This is a genomic window from Neisseria blantyrii (assembly GCF_962747855.1).
In the GTDB taxonomy this organism is placed as follows: Bacteria; Pseudomonadota; Gammaproteobacteria; order Burkholderiales; family Neisseriaceae; genus Neisseria; species Neisseria viridiae.
In genome coordinates this window covers 1-16,806 of sequence record NZ_CAUIZY010000015.1, presented here as the reverse complement: position 1 = coordinate 16,806, position 16,806 = coordinate 1, and the positions used below count along the sequence as shown (strand labels likewise).

Annotated in this window: 18 protein-coding genes; 6 read left to right on the top strand and 12 right to left on the bottom strand. The window is 49.0% G+C overall.

Translation table 11 applies throughout. The features are described 5' to 3' along the window. Positions 1 to 93: 93 nt before the first annotated feature. The 3 genes from Q9J80_RS09920 to Q9J80_RS09910 form a co-directional block, all read right to left on the bottom strand. Positions 94 to 1,434 (bottom strand): GTPase/DUF3482 domain-containing protein, encoded by a 1,341-nt coding sequence (locus Q9J80_RS09920; protein WP_301673202.1) that lies wholly within the window; start codon positions 1,432 to 1,434, stop codon positions 94 to 96. A 183-nt stretch (positions 1,435 to 1,617) separates the two neighbouring features. Then, entirely contained in the window at positions 1,618 to 1,857 is a 240-nt protein-coding gene (locus Q9J80_RS09915; protein ID WP_301673184.1) for a hypothetical protein, read from the bottom strand. Between the two features lie 169 nt (positions 1,858 to 2,026). Then, positions 2,027 to 3,376: a DUF2868 domain-containing protein gene (locus Q9J80_RS09910; RefSeq protein WP_301673183.1), complete on the bottom strand. Its 1,350-nt coding sequence runs from the start codon at positions 3,374 to 3,376 to the stop codon at positions 2,027 to 2,029. A 143-nt stretch (positions 3,377 to 3,519) separates the two neighbouring features. Here Q9J80_RS09910 and trhA point away from each other — a divergent pair, with 143 nt between their 5' ends. Next, complete coding sequence (gene trhA / locus Q9J80_RS09905; RefSeq protein WP_003697300.1) at positions 3,520 to 4,146, top strand: PAQR family membrane homeostasis protein TrhA; 627 nt, start codon at positions 3,520 to 3,522, stop codon at positions 4,144 to 4,146. Positions 4,147 to 4,209: 63 nt separating this feature from the next. Here the strand turns inward: trhA and Q9J80_RS09900 are convergent, their stop codons facing one another. Next, positions 4,210 to 5,628 (bottom strand): alanine/glycine:cation symporter family protein, encoded by a 1,419-nt coding sequence (locus Q9J80_RS09900; RefSeq protein ID WP_301673182.1) that lies wholly within the window; start codon positions 5,626 to 5,628, stop codon positions 4,210 to 4,212. Positions 5,629 to 5,954: 326 nt separating this feature from the next. Here Q9J80_RS09900 and Q9J80_RS09895 point away from each other — a divergent pair, with 326 nt between their 5' ends. Beyond that, the gene (locus tag Q9J80_RS09895; RefSeq protein WP_301668046.1) at positions 5,955 to 6,683 is read left to right on the top strand and encodes a YebC/PmpR family DNA-binding transcriptional regulator; all 729 of its coding nucleotides are present in this window, start codon (positions 5,955 to 5,957) and stop codon (positions 6,681 to 6,683) included. A gap of 58 nt (positions 6,684 to 6,741) precedes the next feature. Here the strand turns inward: Q9J80_RS09895 and Q9J80_RS09890 are convergent, their stop codons facing one another. Further along, on the bottom strand, positions 6,742 to 7,230 hold the full coding sequence (locus Q9J80_RS09890; RefSeq protein WP_301673181.1) for a disulfide bond formation protein B: 489 nt from the start codon (positions 7,228 to 7,230) through the stop codon (positions 6,742 to 6,744). 930 nt (positions 7,231 to 8,160) lie between these two features. Beyond that, positions 8,161 to 8,625, bottom strand: coding sequence for an Lrp/AsnC ligand binding domain-containing protein (locus Q9J80_RS09885; RefSeq protein ID WP_301673180.1), 465 nt, complete (start codon positions 8,623 to 8,625; stop codon positions 8,161 to 8,163). Positions 8,626 to 8,846: 221 nt separating this feature from the next. Here Q9J80_RS09885 and alr point away from each other — a divergent pair, with 221 nt between their 5' ends. Beyond that, positions 8,847 to 9,905 carry an alanine racemase gene (gene alr, locus Q9J80_RS09880; RefSeq protein WP_301673179.1) on the top strand — a complete coding sequence of 353 codons (1,059 nt, stop codon included), beginning with the start codon at positions 8,847 to 8,849 and terminating at the stop codon, positions 9,903 to 9,905. Positions 9,906 to 10,448: 543 nt separating this feature from the next. Here the strand turns inward: alr and Q9J80_RS09875 are convergent. The 6 genes from Q9J80_RS09875 to prmB all read right to left on the bottom strand — a co-directional run bounded on the left by Q9J80_RS09875 (position 10,449) and on the right by prmB (position 15,196). After that, on the bottom strand, positions 10,449 to 11,807 hold the full coding sequence (locus Q9J80_RS09875) for a PFL family protein (RefSeq protein WP_301673178.1): 1,359 nt from the start codon (positions 11,805 to 11,807) through the stop codon (positions 10,449 to 10,451). Between the two features lie 52 nt (positions 11,808 to 11,859). Then, a complete protein-coding gene (locus Q9J80_RS09870; RefSeq protein ID WP_301673177.1) occupies positions 11,860 to 12,513 on the bottom strand; it encodes a DUF6630 family protein in 654 nt (217 codons plus the stop codon). Further along, on the bottom strand, positions 12,510 to 12,992 hold the full coding sequence (locus Q9J80_RS09865) for a hypothetical protein (protein WP_301673176.1): 483 nt from the start codon (positions 12,990 to 12,992) through the stop codon (positions 12,510 to 12,512). The genes Q9J80_RS09870 and Q9J80_RS09865 overlap by 4 nt, the downstream gene beginning before the upstream one ends. A gap of 30 nt (positions 12,993 to 13,022) precedes the next feature. Beyond that, entirely contained in the window at positions 13,023 to 13,295 is a 273-nt protein-coding gene (locus Q9J80_RS09860; protein ID WP_002212673.1) for an ACT domain-containing protein, read from the bottom strand. Positions 13,296 to 13,421: 126 nt separating this feature from the next. Continuing rightward, positions 13,422 to 14,159 (bottom strand): toxin-antitoxin system YwqK family antitoxin, encoded by a 738-nt coding sequence (locus tag Q9J80_RS09855; protein ID WP_301673201.1) that lies wholly within the window; start codon positions 14,157 to 14,159, stop codon positions 13,422 to 13,424. Between the two features lie 137 nt (positions 14,160 to 14,296). Further along, positions 14,297 to 15,196 carry a 50S ribosomal protein L3 N(5)-glutamine methyltransferase gene (gene prmB, locus Q9J80_RS09850; RefSeq protein WP_301673200.1) on the bottom strand — a complete coding sequence of 300 codons (900 nt, stop codon included), beginning with the start codon at positions 15,194 to 15,196 and terminating at the stop codon, positions 14,297 to 14,299. Positions 15,197 to 15,340: 144 nt separating this feature from the next. Between prmB and Q9J80_RS09845 the strand changes: the two genes are divergently transcribed. The 3 genes from Q9J80_RS09845 to Q9J80_RS09835 form a co-directional block, all read left to right on the top strand. Further along, on the top strand, positions 15,341 to 15,562 hold the full coding sequence (locus tag Q9J80_RS09845; protein ID WP_301673175.1) for a hypothetical protein: 222 nt from the start codon (positions 15,341 to 15,343) through the stop codon (positions 15,560 to 15,562). Further along, positions 15,537 to 16,025, top strand: a complete 489-nt coding sequence (locus Q9J80_RS09840) for an LPD3 domain-containing protein (RefSeq protein ID WP_304671695.1) — start codon at positions 15,537 to 15,539, stop codon at positions 16,023 to 16,025. Before Q9J80_RS09845 ends, Q9J80_RS09840 begins: the two co-directional genes overlap by 26 nt. Positions 16,026 to 16,248: 223 nt before the next feature. Then, a partial coding sequence (locus tag Q9J80_RS09835; RefSeq protein WP_301673173.1) for an HK97 family phage prohead protease occupies positions 16,249 to 16,806 on the top strand: 558 nt, incomplete at its 3' end.

Below are 16,806 nucleotides of genomic sequence, written 5' to 3'. Positions count from 1 at the left end.
ATAAAATGCCGTCTGAAGCCTTCAGACGGCATACGAAACGGGTTCTGTATCATACAGAACCCGTTTTTTGTCGCAAATCGGCTTCAGACGGCATTATTTGCCCGCCAAACGTATCCCGAGCTTCTCCGCATATTCCCTGCGTTCGATGCGGCTGGTTTCGGGGCGGTGCGTATTGAGGGACGACCATTTCCACCTGCTGCGCGCTTTGTTGAGTTCGGGCGGGAGTCTGGCGGCATCCCACGGGGCTTTGCGGCTGTGCAGCTCAATATCCGACTGTGCCGCGTGTCCGCGCGTTTGCAGGACGTGGAGCAAATCGAGGGCGCGGGCGGCGAGCAGGGTCAGGGTTTCGGGGTCGGTGTGCAAGGTTTGGCGGCCGGCGAGTTTGTCGGAAATGGTGCGGGTATTGGGCAGGATGCCGCCCAAAAAGCCGCCGATTGCCGTACCCAATCCGAGCGAGCCGCCGAGTGTGGCGATGTCCAGCCCCAAGCCGATGAGCGCGCCGGTTGCCGCGCCCGTGCCGGTGCGGATGCCGTATTGTTTGAGCAATTCGCTGTCGAACGGATCTTGACGGAAGGTTTTGGGCATCCAACCGCCGCCGTCGATTTCGCTGTGGTAGAAACGGTAGAGGGCAAACAGCCGCTGCTGCATCTGCCGTTCGAGTTGGCGTATTTCCGCCTGCATGGTTTGCAACACGGTGGCGGTATCCTCGTTTTCGTCCACTTCCTGCCTGAAGGCGGCGGCATCGAGCAGGAAATCGGCGATTTCGCGGCGCGCTTCGCTGTCCAGACGCGTCCATTCGCGGCGGCGGGCGGCGGTCAGGCGGTCGATGATTTCATGCTGCGGCAACATAGTGGCGAACTTGTTCCAAAGGTTCAACTCGCCTTCAAAATCAAAAGCGACGGTATCAAACCCCGCAAAAACGTGCAAGTTTCTCCTCGCCAGCATGGTTGTCCACGATTCGGGAAGCTGTCCGCCGGTAAAGTTGAACACGGGCATAACCGGTTTGGCACACCATGAAAGGATGGTCAATTCATCCCGATATTTGTCGAGGACGGGTTCGCGCGCATCGATGACGTACATTGCCATATCGCTTTGCAAGACTTGCCGTAAGACTTTGGCTTCCTGATTGAAATCGTGATGCGCGCCGTGGCTGCCGAGAAACTGTTGCAGCCGTTCGATGCCGTCTGAACGATTGTCCGTATGGTTTTCCAGCCATTCCAAAACACCGCCCGCGTCTTCGAGTCCGGGCGTGTCATACAGGAAAACCAGCATATCCACGCCGTCGCTGATGGCGGCTTCTTCGACATGGCGTGTGGTTGATGGGGCGTTTCTGACTTCGCCGAAACCGCTGTCGCGCAACAGGGTGCGCAGGAGCGAGGTTTTGCCGGTATTGGTATGCCCGACGACGGCGAGGGAAAGGGGTTGTTTATCCATCATATTTTTTTGCTGTGTTTGAATACTCGCTCGATTCCGTCCGTTTGCAAGGAAAAAGCCGCTTATTTCCATTCGGGCGGAAATTGATAGCATTGAATATACATGAAAAAACTGAATGTATGGGCATGGGCAATAAGTTATATACCTACCTTGCTTGCTGCGGCTGACACAAGCTACGATAATTTACCAATCAGTTTCACCACGCTCGCGCATCAAATGTTCCACAATAGATAAGTGATGCCCTAAATTAAATAAATCTGCGTAAGTATATTTTGAAACTTGAATTGTACAAAAAATAGCTTCGTCATAATCTATTTTAATTACTTCAAAATCAGTATTGAATGCTTGATTATGTTTTTCTATCGTTTTTAATAGAATATTCTCATCCATAACCATCACTTCAAATATTAATATATTTGTCATTACCTAGTCCCATTAATTAAGATCAATTGAATATTCGGGAACATACATCTAACTTGTTGTATTTCAAATGTATTTTATCAGACTAATCAAGGTTGCATCAACGAAATGCCTGTTTTTTAAAAAACAGATTTTCAAACGGTTTTTCAGAATGGCTGCTTGGTAGGGCGCGTCAGGTATGTTTGCCGGCTTTCAGACGGCCTTCCTGCGCCGCCTTGTCAGGCTCCAACCATGCCACGTCGCACTCTGCCAGCGCATTACGCCAATGGTTCAATGTTTCGGACAGGTCGTCTGAAAGCACCCGTTCCGTCAAAAGCTGTACCACCGCCCCGCCCTGCGCCGCTTCCGAGAGTCGGACAATCTGACGCAACACACCGCGGTCGGGGACGGTTTCCGCGCGTACGCCAATGAGAAGCTGGGCGGGTTTCTGTTTCAACTCGTTTTCCAAAGCGGCAAGCTTTTCCCGATTCGCCGCTACGCCTTTATCCAGCCATTCCTGTGCCAATCTGCCCGTAAACCATGTGCTTTCGTGCCATTCAGTTTCCAGCATGACTGCCCACTTGGGTGCGTCGTTTAAAGTGATTTTCGGAGAAACGGCGGACACGGTTTCCCGACGCGTATCCGCATCGACGATTTTGTTCTGCCAACGGCGGATAACCGCCTGATAATAAGGCTTCTCCAAATCCAACTTGCTTTGGCTTGTTTTTAAAAAAATTTTGCATACCGCCCAAGCCAGCAGGCGCGGCAGGATGCCGTAGCAGGCAATGCTGCCGACCAACAATCCCGACCACGCGCGCGCATCAGTGATATTGCCGTTCAGACGGCCTTCGATGACCGCCCGCGCATCAGGCACGGGAAAACCCAGTTTCGCAGGCAGCCATGCCAACATTTCCACCAGCCGTACCGAAGACGAATCGCCCAACAGCGTGCTTTCCCAGTTGAACGTATATTGCCGCACCAAAAGCAGCAGCAATACCGACACCAGCATTCCGAGCAGCGTGCAGAGCCACAGGCTGTGCGACGTTGCACCTATTTTCCAACGTACCGAAGGTTGCCGCCATTCGTCCGCATACAGCCGCAACACCGCCTGATTGACGGGGTCTCTGCCCCGAAACCACGTCGCCGTGCTGCTGAAAAACCGCCCCACTTTCACGCGCAGGAACAACGTTGCCAACCATACTGCCAGCATCAGCGTATTCATGCCCAACACGCCCGCCAAAACCAAAAAGAAATTCAGACCCTGATTGTCCATCAGAAGATAAGTGCCTGAAAATCCGGCGGTAAACATCATCGATGCCGCCACCACCCACAACCAGAACGACCCCGCACGCACACGTTCCAAAGTGTCCCGCAGCATACGGTTCCTGTCGATCATCTCCGCCCGACGGATGATTTTTTCCTCCGTACCGCCGTCCACGCGGCGCAAAGCCTCCGTCGCCTGCACGGGATCGCCGCTGAAAATAAAACCGCCTTCATCCAAAATACGGACCAGCTCAACCAGTTTTCGGGATGGATTCAACATAAAATGCCGTCTGAAAATAAAAAAACAGATTTTAACACACGCATTTTCAAGAATATTCACAGTGTAGGCAAAGAGTAAATCTCACACAGGGGCAAAAGTATCGGCGTAAACTGACTGCCTCTACTTTCCTGAAAGATTGTGCGATGTATGCAGGCGAACGCTTCAATACTTACAGCCATTTGAGCGGTTTGATTCTGGCGGCGGCAGGTTTGGTGCTGATGCTGCTGAAAACCATAGGACACGGGGACGGCTACCGTATCTTCAGCGTATCGGTTTACGGCATCAGCCTTCTTCTGCTCTATTTGAGTTCCTCGCTGTACCACGGAATTGCAGCTGGAAAACTGAAAAGCATTTTGAAAAAAACCGACCACTGCATGATTTATGTGCTGATTGCCGGAAGCTACACACCGTTTGCACTGGTTTCTTTGAGAAACGGGCCGGGCTGGACGGTATTTTCACTGTCCTGGCTGCTGGCGGCTGCAGGAATCGCACAAGAACTCACCATCGGACGGAAAAGCGAAAAACGTCTGCTGTCTATTGCGATTTATATCGTAATGGGCTGGATGGTCTTGGCGGTAATGAAATCCCTGACAGCCTCACTCCCGCCGGCAGGACTGGCTTGGCTGGCGGCAGGCGGTATGCTGTACAGCGTCGGCATTTACTGGTTTGTAAACGATGAAAAAATCCGACACGGGCACGGAATCTGGCATCTGTTCGTATTGGGCGGCAGCATCACCCAATTTGTCAGCGTGTACGGTTACGTAATCTGAATGCCGTCTGAAAAACAAAACCTCCCGTTCCTGAAGATTGGGAGGTTTTCTGTTTGCCGGACATCAGCCCTTGTCGTGGAACTCGTGGAATTCATACTGATAGGACAAATCCCGACCCGCTTTTTTCTGTGCCAAATAATCATCATAAATGGCACGGATTTCCTTACGCAGCAAGAACAGGGCAATCAGGTTGGGGATAACCATAAAGCCGTTGAACATATCGGACAGGCTCCAAACCAAATCGACTTTGCCGAGCGTACCCAAAACAATGGCAAGCAGAACCAATGCGCGATAGATGCCCAAGTATCTTCCCCTGAAAAGAAAACGGATGTTGGACTCGCCGAAATAATACCAGCCGATAATGGTCGTAAAGGCGAAGAAGGTCAGACACACGGCAAGCAATTGCGAACCGAAGCCCGGAAATGCCTTGTTAAAAGCAAATTGAGTAACCGCCGCGCCCTGTTCGCCCGAAAGGTTGGCATCGGTCAGCAGGATAATCAGCGCAGTTGCCGTACATACCAAAATCGTATCGATAAATACACCGACAAATGCCGCCATACCTTGCTGAACAGGATGCTTCACATCCGCAGTCGCGTGGGCGTGCGGGGTAGAACCCATACCTGCTTCGTTGGAAAACAGACCGCGCGCCACGCCGAAACGTATCGCTTCACGCATACCGATACCCGCAGCACCGCCCAAAACGGCTTCGGGATTGAAGGCGGTGGTAAAGATGTGGTTGAACATCGGCACAATATGGTCGGAAAATTCAAACAGGATAACGACGGCGCACAAAATATAAACAACCGCCATAAACGGCACGACAAACTGGGCAATATTGGCAATACGGTTCACGCCGCCAATCACAACCATGCCCGCAAGGACGGCAAGCACAATACCGACTGCCAAAGAAGGCACATCAAATGCAATGGTAACGGCAGAAGCAATGGAATTGGCCTGTGTCGCATTACCGATAAAACCCAATGCGATAATCAACGCAATGGAAAAGAAACCGGACAAAAAACGCGCCGCGCCCCTGCCGATTTTCGGAGTCAGACCGTGCGTAATATAAAACGCCGGCCCGCCGATGTATTTGCCGTGGCTGACGACGCGGTATTTCTGCGCCAGCAGTGCTTCCGCAAAAATCGTGGACATCCCCAAAACGGCAGAAAGCCACATCCAAAAAATCGCGCCTGGCCCGCCTGCGGTAATGGCAGTCGCCACACCGGCGACGTTGCCCGTACCGATTTGCGCGGATATAGCAACCGCCAACGCCTGAAACTGCGATAAGGACTTATCGTCTTTATCACCTTTGGCAAACAAGCCGCCGAATACGGATTTGAATCCCGCGCCAAACTTCAAAATCTGCGGCGCACCGAGATACAGCGTAAAAAACAGACCGATACCCAAAAGGGCATAAATCAGCAGGTAGTCCCAAAGAAACCGATTGACTGTACCCACCAGAACAGACAATATATTTTCCATAAAATAAACCTTATCTTACGATTAAAATGACTGCTTTCCCAAAGACATTCCAATAAGGAAACACGGCGAGCAGACCGTATTTGCCGCAACAGATGCCTTCAATTGTCAACAATCGGGGAGAAGCTGTGCCATCATACCGTAAAATATCGTTAATTAAAATATTTCTTTATTTTTAAGCGGAAAGCGGAGGAAATCGTTTTCAGACGGCATCGACAACGGCACGGCATAAAACAGGATATTTTGGGTACTTGCAACTTATGTTAAAATGCCGACCGTAAAAAATCTGACAAAAACAGATTAATTATTTGAAATAAGAAAGGAAATTTATGGCAGGCCATAGCAAGTGGGCGAATATCCAGCATAAAAAAGCCCGTCAGGATGCCAAACGCGGCAAAATCTTCACCCGTTTAATCAAAGAAATCACCGTTGCGGCGCGTATGGGCGGCGGCGATCCCGGTGCCAACCCGCGCCTGCGCCTGGCTTTGGAAAAAGCAGCCGAAAACAATATGCCCAAAGACAATGTGCAACGCGCCATCGATAAAGGTACGGGCAACTTGGAAGGCGTGGAATACATCGAGTTGCGCTACGAAGGCTACGGCATCGGCGGCGCGGCTTTGATGGTGGACTGCCTGACCGACAACAAAACCCGCACCGTTGCGGACGTACGCCACGCGTTTACCAAAAACGGCGGCAACTTGGGTACCGACGGCTGCGTGGCGTTCAACTTCGTGCATCAGGGCTATTTGGTATTCGAACCCGGCGTTGACGAAGACGCGCTGATGGAAGCGGCTTTGGAAGCCGGTGCGGAAGACGTGGTTGCCAACGACGACGGTTCGATTGAAGTCATCACCGCGCCAAACGATTGGGCGGGCGTGAAAGCGGCATTGGAAACCGCAGGTTACAAATCCGTTGACGGCGACGTAACCATGCGCGCCCAAAACGAAACCGAACTTTCCGGCGACGATGCCGTCAAAATGCAAAAACTGATTGACGCGCTGGAAGACTTGGACGACGTGCAAGACGTTTACACTTCCGCCGTATTGAATCTGGACTGATACGCAGCACAGAAGACATACAATAAAATGCCGTCTGAACCTTTCAGACGGCATTGATTTATTTTGCCTTCAGCCAGGCAGCCCAAACCGCCAAAACCACAAGCAGAAAATACGCCGCGCTCCAAACAGGCAAGGCAATTCCCAGCAGATAATCCGGTTCGGCACAATTTCCGAACCCGCGCACGACAGGCTCGAACCAATCAAACAAAGGCCAGCCCTTCAATCGAAACGTCCACGGCGCACCGCACGAAGGAGCCGTACCCGGCGGCAGCGACTGCAACCACAACTGATATGCCGCAACAGAAATACCCGTAACGGCAGGAATGCTGATAAAGACAGCACCGAACAAACCGCCTGCCCTTCTTCTTGGTCTGCACATCAGAACAATTGCCGCACATAATGCGGTTGCCAAGACGCACAACCGCTGGCTGATACACAAAACGCAAGGCTCCATACCCAAAACATACTGTGCCGCCAAAGAACCGGCAAATGCACAGACCGAAACGGCAAACAGCAGCCAAACGGCTTTTCTAAATAACGGGGTCATTTTCTCAACACACCAATCAAAATACCGATATGCCGATTTTGCTGGATATATCCCAAGATGGCAAGGGACGAATCAACACGGGCGCAGGTGCGGACGATTTCGGTTTCCCCGATATGCACAAAACCTGACAAGGGACAAAACGGCGATTTGCCCGCACAATGACCGAAAAAAATACATCCGGAGGATTTAAATTTGAATTTGAATTTCGGCAAATTTAGCGAATCAAAAGCAACAGCCGATAAAGAAAAATCAAAAGTTTATTTCGATGTTTCAACACACAGGACGACACATAAAGCACCGCCCTATGTGCCGTCCTGATTTGGAAGGGGTACGCCCCCTCCCAAATAAAGTCTGATCCTGCCGCCCTAAAGGGCGGGGTTTCAACCGAAAAGGAAACACGATGAAAGCATATGATTTTTTTGAATAAGCGGATTGACGGGTTTTTGAAGGAATTTGTTACCGGATAGCCATCGTGCAAGTTTTTTGCAAAATTTGAATCGGTCGGGTAAATTTTCAAAAAATAATTGACAGCGGATAAGAAACGGCGGATAATTACCGCCGTTGAGTTGCTTGATGCAGCTTGATTTTTCTCCTCTATTTCTCCTTTGTAGACTTGGCACACATTCAATCGGATGTGTGCATTTTTTTATCTCCGCCCTCTTTGAAATTTAATTACTTTTATCGTTTAAAATTCTATCCTTTAAGAAATTTAACAAGAAAACCGCTTGCTTTTTGACCGGAAAAGCTGCATAATTCATTCCGTTAGCTGGTTCGAGTAGTCAGTTAATAGTTTCTCCTCTATTTCTCCTTTGTAGACTTGGCACACATTCTATTGAATGTGTGCATTTTTTTATCTGAAGCAACAAGCCTCTGTGCGTGATGTTGTTATGTTTCATTCGGGTATCAAACCGCATACCCGGTCTGAAATATTCAATCCAAATCCAAAACCGGATTTTCTTTGACTTCCTCCATCACAACATAACTCCTACTCTCCGAAGCGGCAGGCAGTTGCAATAGGATATTGCCGAGCATATCCCGATAGGCAGACATATCGGGCAAACGTACTTTAATCAGATAGTCGTATTCGCCCGATACCAAGTGGCATTCCATAATTTGCGGAATTTTCAGCACTTCCTTTTTAAAGTCTTCAAAGATATTGCCCGATTTGGATTGTAATTTCAATTCGACAAAAACCAATAAAGGTTTGCCCAACAGATGGGGATTGAGACGGGCGTGATAGCCGGAAATATAATGTTCCCGCTCCAAACGGCGCACCCTCTCTGTAACGGGCGTGGTGGACAAGCCTACCTTCTCGGCAAGCTCCGTCATCGGGATGCGGGCATTCTGTTGAAGGATCTTAAGGATGCGGAAATCGATTTTATCTAGTTCTTTCATTTGGATTGCTTTGTATTTATTATTGATTTTAACAAATAGAGTATAAATTTGGGAAAGCGATTATATCAGGAAAAGCGAACCGCCTTCCTACCTGAAAACTGCTGCCCCGGCTTGAAAACACAAGGTTCTTTAATATTTTAAAAGCCTTTCCGTTGGATTATAATTCCCCAATTGATTTCTTAATTTTGCTAATAAACACTTGTTTGGTAAGGAATGAATTTATGCGGCCTTTGAACGTGCAGATCAGGTTGGGCAACCTTAGGCACAATTATCGGATTTTGAAGGAAATGCACGGAGGCAAGCTGTTGGCGGTAGTTAAGGCGGATGCATACGGACACGGTGCGGTCAGATGTGCTTTCGCGCTGGCAGACTTGGCAGACGGCTTTGCCGTGGCGACAATCGATGAGGGAATCAGGCTGCGTGAGAGCGGCATTATCCATCCGATTGTCCTTTTGGAAGGCGTATTTGAAGCATCGGAGTACGAAGCGGTCGAGCAATACTCGCTTTGGCCGGCAGTCGGAAACCAATGGCAGCTTGAGGCTTTGCTGGCCCGCCATTGGAAAAAACCCGTCAAAGTCTGGTTGAAAATGGATTCAGGGATGCACCGTACCGGATTTTTCCCTCATGATTACGCTTCGGCATATGCGGCATTGAAGCAGTCGGAATATGTGGACAGTATTGTCAAGTTTTCGCATTTTTCCTGTGCGGACGAACCCGAAAGCGGTATGACGGAAATACAGATGGAAGCATTCGATTTGGGGACGGAAGGGCTGGAAGGCGAAGAAAGCCTTGCCAACTCCGCCGCTATTTTGAATATCCCCGAAGCACGCAGGGATTGGGGGCGCGCGGGCTTGGCGTTATACGGCATTTCCCCGTTCGGAGGCAGCGATGACAGGCTGAAACCCGTGATGAGGCTTTCCACCCGTATTTTCGGCGAACGCGTTTTGCAGCCTCACTCCCCTATCGGTTATGGCGCAACATTTTATACCAGTAAATCTACGCGGGTCGGCCTGATTGCCTGCGGTTATGCGGACGGTTATCCGCGCCGTGCCCCAAGCAATTCCCCCGTCGCCGTCGACGGTAAATTGACCCGGGTCATCGGCAGGGTCTCTATGGATATGATGACCATCGAGCTGGACGCTTCGCAAGAAGGTTTGGGACACGAGGTCGAACTGTGGGGCGATACGGTCAACATCAATACCGTTGCCGAAGCGGCCGGAACCATCCCTTACGAATTGATGTGCAATATCAAACGTGCAAAATTCACTTATATCGACTAATCGAGTCCAAACGAAAATGCCGTCTGAAGCCTTTCAGACGGCATAAATGCGTTTTGACAAAATCAGTAAAAGACATTGCCAAATAGAAAATACTGATAATGCCCACAATCTGAAACCCCATCCTTCCCGCAAAAACGGAAAATCAAAATCAGAAACCTAAAATTTCGTCATTCCCGCGCAGGCGGGAATCCGGTTTTTTGAGTTTCCGTCATTTCTGATAAATTCTCGTCGTTTTTCATTTCTAGATTCCCGCATGCGCGGGAATGACAAAATTAAAGTTTCAGAATTTATTTGAACAACAAACTAGATTCCCGCTTTCGTGGGGATGACGGCGGATAGGTTTTGTTGTTTCGGATAAATTCCTGTTGTTTTTTTTGGTTTCCAGATTCCCACCTTTAAAAGAATGACGTAAGAAAGCAGAAATAAGGACACAGGGATTTTTTAAATTTGCAATATTCTTTTCTAAAGACATTTTACCCAATGCCCATAAACAAAAATGCCGTCTGAAGCCTTTCAGATGGCATTTCCCCATCAAAACCGTAATCAGTTTTTCATCGATTGAACCGGAGCCGGGATTCTGCCGCCCCGGTTGACGAACACTTCGCATGAGCCTTCTTTAACCGGCATTACAGGCGCGTAGCCCAACAGACCACCGAACTCGACGCTGTCGCCGACGGTTTTACCCGTTACCGGAATAATGCGCACGGCAGTGGTTTTGCTGTTAATCATACCAATGGCGGCTTCGTCGACAATGATGCCGGAAATAGTGTGCGCGGGCGTGTCGCCGGGAACGGCGATCATATCCAAGCCGACCGAACAAACGGCGGTCATCGCTTCGAGTTTGTCCAGCGTCAGCACGCCTGCTTCGGCAGCCGCAATCATGCCCTCATCTTCTGAAACGGGGATAAATGCGCCACTCAAACCGCCAACCACGCTCGAAGCCATCATGCCGCCTTTTTTCACGGCATCGTTCAGCAATGCCAAAGCCGCTGTTGTGCCGTGCGTACCGCAGACGCTCAAACCCATTTTTTCAAGAATGCGCGCCACCGAATCGCCGACGGCGGGGGTCGGTGCCAACGACAAGTCGAGAATGCCGAACGGGATATTCAGCATTTTTGAGGCTTCGCGGCCGATGAGTTCGCCCACGCGGGTAATTTTGAAAGCGGTTTTCTTCACAACTTCGGCAACTTCGGTCAATGTCGTTGCATCCGAATTTTCCAACGCGGCTTTTACGACACCCGGGCCGGATACGCCGACATTGATTACAGCATCCGCTTCGCCCGAGCCGTGGAACGCGCCCGCCATAAACGGATTGTCTTCCACCGCGTTACAGAACACGACAATTTTCGCGCAACCGAAACCTTCGGGCGTAATTTCGGCCGTGCGTTTGATGGTTTCGCCTGACAGCTTGACCGCATCCATATTGATACCGGCGCGCGTGCTGCCGATATTGATGGAGCTGCAAACAATGTCGGTAGTCTTCATCGCTTCGGGAATGGAACGGATCAGCACTTCATCCGAAGGCGACATGCCTTTTTGCACCAGCGCAGAAAAGCCGCCGATAAAAGACACGCCGATGGCTTTAGCAGCCTTATCCAAGGTTTGCGCCACGCTGACGTAAGAGTCGGCATGGGTGGCCGCGGCGATTTGGGCAATCGGCGTAACGGAAATGCGCTGATTCACAATCGGTACGCCGTATTTGGCAGACAGATATTTTGCCGTCGCCACCAAGTCTTTGCCGACTGCGGTGATTTTATTGTAAATATTTTGGTTCAACACATTGATATCGCTGCTGATGCAGTCGTGCAAATCAATGCCGATGGTAATGGTGCGCACGTCAAAATTCTGGTCGGCCACCATGCGGATGGTTTCGAGGATTTCATTGGAATGGACTTGGGACATTTTTGGGGATTCCTTGTTGAATGGGTCTTATTTGGTGCAGGCTGACTGCGGTTCATTTCCGTTCGGAGACATAGTGCGGTGTTTCTTCCACTGCAGCAAACATTTGGCCGTCCGCATCCCATAAGGGTTGGTAACAGGAATCGCAGTATGCCGCTTCGTGATTAGCGTATGGAGGCGGCTCGCTTATGGCCAAATCCCATGCCGCCAGTTGGCCGCAGGCGGGGCAATCGACCGTATATAAGATGAAATTTGCCGCCTTATTCAGACTCTGGAAGGCCCAAAAATCAGATTGGATTTTTTCCAAACTTTTGCACGCGTTGCTCGAAACAATAAACACAGTGTAGTCATCGCTACCGCTTTCCAAGAGCATCAGCCGCATTTTTTTCCGTTTGAGTTTGCTGTCGAAATAGTCGAAGGCAAAGGGCAGAAAATCGCCATTTTTCCAATTTTGACCAAATTCTTTGTCGAATTTTTTATATAAATCATCGGGTTTTTCTTTTAGTATTTCTTTGCCGAACGCCACCAAACGTTCATTGATAAATTGATAAAGCTCACCCTGTCCACTTTCTCCTTTCCAATCTAAAAAGAGAAAAATACGGTTTTGATACAGGGCTTCCCGCAATATTTCGTTTTGGGAAGCTAATGGCGACAGCACGGGATATTCGTTTTCGGCAACGATTTTTTGCAGTATTTTTTCGGGTTTCATGGAAATATCCTCGTATTTTGGTATTTTGAAGTGCAAACTGCCTGTATTTCCTTTTGCTTAGATTTGTTTTTACTGCCCAACCGCCGCCGCAACATCAGCATTTTGACAAGTACAAACACAGGAAGCGACAGCAAAAACGCCAAAAATCCGTGCTCCACACCCCACACTTTGAACAACACGGGTATCACTTTGTTGTCGGTCGTGATTCGGTAACGCGCAGTCATAAAAGCATTGGCATCCAATCGGTTGTTTACGTAAAACAGCTCGAACGTGTCGGATGGCAGACGGATCTGTTGTAGGTATACGCCTTTGCGGTCGCGCAACACAGTATCTTCGCATACCAAGGTTTCGATGCTTCTCACTGGTTTAGAGATCGGCGCAGGATTATCATGGTAAAATTCCTTCTTTTTAGTCAGCCTGACCGGCCAGTAACGAGGTATCTCTGCCCTGTTCTCCAACACATTCAAAGCAGCCTGCACTTTGAAAACCAGGGTGTAGGCTGCTTTTTTTCAGATTCGGTGCATCGCTTGGAAGATTTCTTCGTTTTGCATACGGATATCGAGCGCGAGTTTTTTGCTCTCTTCCGCAAACAAATCCAAAACCTCCTGCCGCGATTTGGGGCATTTCGAGGTATCCACCAAGATAATCATGGTAAAAAAATCATCCATCAGCTGTTGGCTGATATTAAGGATGTTGATTCGGTTTTCCGCCAAAATTTTGGAAACGTCGTACACAATGCCCACACGGTCTTTACCGATGACAGTGATGACTGAATTATTCACGAAGCTTTCTCCTTGCAGATATCCGTTAAAGTCCGAAATTATACCACCGTCAGATTTTGAAGAAATATTGTCAACAATATATACATACAAAATGCCGTCTGAAGCCATTTCAGACGGCATCAAGATTCAGGGTTCGATTAAATAACCATCCTTATCCCACTGGGTTTTCCTGACCAACTTGTCATCCTGATAAACAGCCTCGCTCTTTTTAGAACCATCTTCATACCACTCCAAAACCACCCCGTTACGCTGATGGTGCCGGATAGACAGTTCCGAGAGTAATCGGCCGCTTTCATCCCAAGTCAGAATCTTGACTGGCTCATCATTAACCATAACCATTTCCGTCTTGATACTGCCGTCGGCATACCATTGCCTCCATACGCCGTTTGCCTTATTTTGCTTAAACTGGATTTCACTTTCCTTGCCGCCGTTACGGTAATAGCGGTATCCCGTGCCTTCACTCAAGCCATTTTTATAAGGCATAACCGCAGATTTTTTACCGTTCGGATACCAGTTGACCCACTCCCCGTCCGGCTTACCCTTGCTGAAGCCCCCCGCCATTTTTTTCTGACCGTTAAAATGCCACAAAATCAACATACCGTTTTGCAGGGTGGGCACAAAAGATTTGATTTGCGTTGAAGCAACGATATAAGGTTCGGAATATTTCTTCATCGACGGATAATAAAAATCCTGCGCGTGTGCGATACCCGCCTCCACACTATATTGCCTGATATAAGCCGCAGACGACATCGTCGCCGTCAGCTTTCCGTTCTGATTAAAATAAACAGAATAGGTCTGCGCCGGCAAAGCAGCCGAAAAACCCAACAGGACAATTGAAAATACAATCCGAGATAATTTTTTCATTACAATAGCGATATAAAAAACAATTAACTTATAAACAATATGGTAAGGATTTCTCAACCAAGCGTCAAACCCGAGACAACGTGTCGTAAAAATGCCGTCTGAAAACAAATCGTCTTCAGACGGCATTTCCCTCCGACTCACTCCTCGCCCAATAACTGCTCGCGCGTCAAGAGGAAAACAAAACCGTCGCCCCCGCTGGTTTCCAACCAAGTAAAAGGCAACTCCGGATACGCTGCTTCCAATACATCCCTGTTATGCCCGATTTCCACCAGCAATACACCTTTAGGATTCAGAAACTTTGCCGCATTCAGAAGAATCTGCCTGGTGGCATCCAATCCGTCCGCCCCGCTGCCCAATGCCAATTCCGGTTCGTGCAAATACTCTTCAGGCAATAACTCAACCGATTCCGCATCGACATAAGGAGGATTGGAAACAATCAAATCATAAGTGCCTTCCAGTCCCTCAAATAAATCGGTATGAATAAGCTGGATACGCTCTTCCAGACCATAATCTTCAATATTGATCCCTGCAACTTCCAAAGCATCCAAACTCACATCAACCGCATCAATGTGTGCATCGGGATAGTGATGCGCCATCTGAATGGCAAGGCAACCGCTTCCGGTACAAAGATCCAAAGCATTATGCACCAACTCATCATACTCTATCCAAGGACGAAGTCCGTCACCCAACAATTCATAAATAAAAGAACGAGGTATGATTACGCGCTCATCCACATAGAAATCAAACTCTCCCTGCCATGCCTGGTGTGTCAAATAAGCGGCAGGAATGTGTTCGACAGCACGACGCTCAATAACCGCCAGCACTTCCTCTTTTTCAGCTTCCAAGAGTTTTGCATCAAGATATGGGGCAAGCATATCCAAAGGCAAATTCAAAGTATGCAAAATCAAATAAGCCGCTTCATCATGCGCATTATCTGTTCCATGACCAAAAAAGAGCCCTGCCTCATTAAAACGGCTGACTGCAAAGCGTAAAATATCGCGGATAGTCGTCAATTCTTGTGCTGCCTGATTAAACATAATATAAACCATTCTGCGTATAGATGCTTTTAATTATAACAGAAACAACGAGCAAACCTTTTCATATCGCCAAATAACCACTCAATCTACCCATACATCTACATAAATGCCCGCGCGAAAACCATCGCCCGAACGGAAACGGCGATGGCGGACGGTATGGGCAACCTGATAGGCTGGGAGGAATCGGGGCTTGTTGAGGGTAAGCGGTGGATAACGGCAAAAGACGACAAGGTTTCCGATGTCTGCAATGCCAATGCGGATATGGGCGTAATCGGTTTGCATGAGCCGTTTGCACACGGGGCGGACGATACCGGGACATCCGAACTGCCGCTGTGCGGTTGTGCCTGTTGCAAAGCGGATGGGTAAACTGTCGAAAGGCTACAACCCGAAACAGCCGCGCGATGAAAACGGGCGGTGGACGGGTGGCGAGGTTGTGTCCGTATCAGGCGGCGAGTTGGGGGAATTTGCCGAAACAAAGGAGCTGCGTAAGGCAGCTATGCAGTATGCGCGGGATAACTTTGTCGGCAAAAGCTATGTCAATGAAAGCAGCGGGCATGAAATCATCGCAGCTAAAAGCGGGGTTAAGCATACCATCGCCAATTCAGGGGACGAGCTGCTTAAGACTGTTCCTTATATTCCTGAATTAATCCGAAAGTCAAAGCTGGTAAAAACAGAACCGGATAAAAACGGTGATGTGAATATTTCAAATGTGGAAATATACCGTGCAACCGTTGGCAGCAATGGTAAAAGAAAGGGGGTGATTATGGTTGTCAAACATTATAAGGACGGCAGCAGACGCTACTATGATCACGGATTTGAGCGCAAATGAAAAACGGTATTTGTCTGCTATGCCTCCCTGACAAAATTGTCCGGCCCCTCATAGCGTTCAACAAATGCCGTTAATTCAATTCTAAGGTTTTTATTTGGGCGTGTAAAGAAAAACAGCAAACCTGCGACGAGCGACTGTCAATCTTTCGATTCCGTCCTCCTATGCCCTAAGCGTCTTCGCAGGTTTTCTTCAATATACCATTTATACAGACAGGAGTAAACCAATGACGAAGTTATACGCAGAAATCGCCAAGATGGAGGCGCAGGACGACGGCACGGTCAAGGTTTGGGGCTATGCTTCAAGCGAGGCGGTCGATTCCGACGGCGAAGTCATCGCGGCGGCAGCTATGAAGGCTGCGATTCCCGATTATATGAAGTTCGGCGCGGTGCGCGAGATGCACGGCAGCAACGCGGCGGGAACGGCTATTGAGATTAATGTAGAAGACGATGGGCGCACATTCTTTGGCGCGCATATCGTTGACCCTGTTGCGGTTACGAAGGTCAAGACAGGCGTTTACAAAGGCTTTTCAATCGGTGGAAGCGTTACCGCTCGCGACGAGTTGAACAAGTCGCAAATCACGGGCTTAAAGCTGACAGAAATCAGCCTTGTTGACCGTCCTGCCAATCCCGATGCGGTGTTTACCTGCTTTAAGGCGGACAAAAGTGCGGAAACGGTAAACAACGATACAGAACATAATACTGCATATTTTAGCCATTTCCCTTCCAAACAAAAAAGCACCGGCGGCAGCCGATGCCCCTTCCCTTACAGGTTCCCCTATTTT

What these genes read in the sequence shown, in the direction of transcription:
- Q9J80_RS09920 (WP_301673202.1), bottom strand. Translation starts at nt 1,434, where the DNA reads ATGGATAAACAACCCCTTTCCCTCGCCGTCGTCGGGCATACCAATACC.
- Q9J80_RS09895 (WP_301668046.1), top strand. Translation starts at nt 5,955, where the DNA reads ATGGCAGGCCATAGCAAGTGGGCGAATATCCAGCATAAAAAAGCCCGT.
- alr (WP_301673179.1), top strand. Translation starts at nt 8,847, where the DNA reads ATGCGGCCTTTGAACGTGCAGATCAGGTTGGGCAACCTTAGGCACAAT.
- Q9J80_RS09845 (WP_301673175.1), top strand. Translation starts at nt 15,341, where the DNA reads ATGGCGGACGGTATGGGCAACCTGATAGGCTGGGAGGAATCGGGGCTT.
- Q9J80_RS09915 (WP_301673184.1), bottom strand. Translation starts at nt 1,857, where the DNA reads ATGACAAATATATTAATATTTGAAGTGATGGTTATGGATGAGAATATT.
- trhA (WP_003697300.1), top strand. Translation starts at nt 3,520, where the DNA reads ATGTATGCAGGCGAACGCTTCAATACTTACAGCCATTTGAGCGGTTTG.
- Q9J80_RS09900 (WP_301673182.1), bottom strand. Translation starts at nt 5,628, where the DNA reads ATGGAAAATATATTGTCTGTTCTGGTGGGTACAGTCAATCGGTTTCTT.
- prmB (WP_301673200.1), bottom strand. Translation starts at nt 15,196, where the DNA reads ATGTTTAATCAGGCAGCACAAGAATTGACGACTATCCGCGATATTTTA.
- Q9J80_RS09870 (WP_301673177.1), bottom strand. Translation starts at nt 12,513, where the DNA reads ATGAAACCCGAAAAAATACTGCAAAAAATCGTTGCCGAAAACGAATAT.
- Q9J80_RS09910 (WP_301673183.1), bottom strand. Translation starts at nt 3,376, where the DNA reads ATGTTGAATCCATCCCGAAAACTGGTTGAGCTGGTCCGTATTTTGGAT.
- Q9J80_RS09890 (WP_301673181.1), bottom strand. Translation starts at nt 7,230, where the DNA reads ATGACCCCGTTATTTAGAAAAGCCGTTTGGCTGCTGTTTGCCGTTTCG.
- Q9J80_RS09875 (WP_301673178.1), bottom strand. Translation starts at nt 11,807, where the DNA reads ATGTCCCAAGTCCATTCCAATGAAATCCTCGAAACCATCCGCATGGTG.
- Q9J80_RS09885 (WP_301673180.1), bottom strand. Translation starts at nt 8,625, where the DNA reads ATGAAAGAACTAGATAAAATCGATTTCCGCATCCTTAAGATCCTTCAA.
- Q9J80_RS09855 (WP_301673201.1), bottom strand. Translation starts at nt 14,159, where the DNA reads ATGAAAAAATTATCTCGGATTGTATTTTCAATTGTCCTGTTGGGTTTT.